The sequence below is a fragment of the Rhodococcus sp. ENV425 genome (genome assembly GCF_002887785.1).
Taxonomy (GTDB): Bacteria; Actinomycetota; Actinomycetes; order Mycobacteriales; family Mycobacteriaceae; genus Rhodococcus; species Rhodococcus aetherivorans.
Genome location: NZ_PCZU01000110.1, coordinates 734 through 2,698, shown reverse-complemented (window position 1 = coordinate 2,698; position 1,965 = coordinate 734). Strand labels below are relative to the sequence as shown.

Sequence of the window (1,965 nt, the reverse complement as noted above, 5' to 3'; positions counted from 1 at the left end):
CGGTCGGGTTGTGCAGCGCCGGATCGACCGGCTTGCGGGCGACGGCCTCGGCGGCGGCGACGGCCTGCGCGACCTCCGGGTCGCGCGCGGTGGAGAACCAGTCGGCCACCTCGTCGGTGTCGTCCTCCGGCCGCGGGAGCCTCTCGTCGACCGGGCTCGGCTCGAACCGGAACACCCCGTCCTCGCCCGGCGCACCGAGGTGCCGGGCGAAGCCCTTGAGGGCGTCCCCGAAATCGCTCGGCACCATCCACACCTTGTTCGCGTCGCCCTGCGCCATCTGCGGCAGCGTCTGCAGGTACTGGTACGCGAGCAACTCGGGCGTCGGCCGACCGGACTTGATCGCCGCGAACACCTTCTCGATGGCCTTCGCCTGGCCCTGCGCCTCGAGGTACTTCGCGGCGCGGTCACCCTGGGCGCGCAGGATCCGCGACTGGCGATCGGCCTCCGCCTCGAGGATGGCCGCCTGCTTGGCGCCCTCGGCCGACAGGATCCGGGACTGCTTGTCGCCCTCGGCGGTCTTGATCGCCGACTCCCGGTGCCCCTCGGCGGTGAGGATCATCGCCCGCTTCTCCCGGTCCGCCTTCATCTGCTTCTCCATCGACTCCTGGATCGACGGGGGCGGATCGATGCTCTTGAGCTCCACCCGGGCCACGCGCAGTCCCCAGCGGCCGGTCGCCTCGTCGAGCACGCCGCGCAGCTGCCCGTTGATCGAATCGCGGGACGTCAGCGTCTCCTCCAGGGTCATGCCGCCGACCACGTTGCGCAGCGTGGTCACCGTCAGCTGCTCCACCGCCGCGATGTAGTTGCTGATCTCGTACACGGCGGCCTGCGGATTCGTCACCTGGAAGTACACGACCGTGTCGATGCTCAGGGTGAGGTTGTCCTGGGTGATCACCGGCTGCGGCGGGAACGAGACCACCCGCTCGCGCAGGTCCACCTTGGCGCGGATCCGGTCGACGAACGGCACCAGGAACGTCAGCTGTCCCGACACGGTCCGGTAGTAGCGGCCGAGCCGCTCGATCACCGCGGCCTCGGCCTGCGGCACCAGCGCCACCGATTTGACGACCACCAGCGCCACGAACGCCACGACGACGGCGAGCACGATCAGCGCTTCCATCTACGGCCCCTTCCACACGACGGCCGTCGCGCCGTCGATCTGCATCACGGTCACGGTCGTGCCGGGCGGATACACCTCGGTGACGTCCAGCGGACGCGCGGTCCACACCTCACCGTCCAGCTTCACCTGCCCGGAGTGCGCGGCCACCTCCTCGAGCACCAGTGCCTGCTTGCCCGGCAGGGCGTCCACGTTCGTCGCCTTCGCCGGCGGCAGGGCGTAGCGCCGGCGCAGCACCGGCCGCACCCCGCCCAGCAGCACCAGCGACGACACCGCGAACACCACCGCGTCGGCCCACACCGGCAGATCCGTCGCGGCGGACACCCCGGCGGTGGCCAGGGCCGCGCCGCCGAGCATCAGCAGGACGAAATCACCCGTCAGCGCCTCCGCGGCGGCGAGCACCAGCCCGGCGATCAGCCATATCAATGCCGACACGACGCCATCCAACCACAAATCGGACATCCCGGGTGGCTCCGCAGGTCACGGCCCCGGCGCGGTCAGTCCCCGGTGGGCTCGGTGACGAAGTCGACGAGCCGCTCGACCGCCCCGATCAGCGGCGCCTCGAGATCCCGGAAGCTCGACACCGCCGAGTAGACGCGGCGCCACCCGTCCTGCGGGCTGCCCCACCCCAGCGCCCGGCACACCCCGGTCTTCCAGTCCTGCCCGCGCGGAATCGTCGGCCACGCCTCGATTCCCAGCGCCTTCGGCCGCACCGCCTGCCACACGTCGACGAACGGATGCCCGGTGACGAGCACGTGCGGCCCGAGGTTCGCGGTCAGCCGCTCCTCCTTGGATCCGGCGACGAGATGGTCGGCGAGCACCCCCACGCGGCGGCCGGGACCGGGCGCGAA

The 1,965-nt window shown here is 71.5% G+C and carries 3 protein-coding genes; all 3 read right to left on the bottom strand.

Translation table 11 applies throughout. The annotated features are described in order from the left end of the window. Positions 1-1,117, bottom strand: a 1,117-nt coding sequence (locus CQZ88_RS08710; RefSeq protein ID WP_102799607.1) for an SPFH domain-containing protein, incomplete at its 3' end; no start/stop codon positions are given. Beyond that, complete coding sequence (locus CQZ88_RS08705; protein WP_029543671.1) at positions 1,118-1,549, bottom strand: NfeD family protein; 432 nt, start codon at positions 1,547-1,549, stop codon at positions 1,118-1,120. Positions 1,550-1,611: 62 nt separating this feature from the next. Beyond that, positions 1,612-1,965 (bottom strand): DUF3097 domain-containing protein (locus tag CQZ88_RS30690; RefSeq protein ID WP_258008515.1); only part of this gene is annotated, 354 nt, incomplete at its 5' end.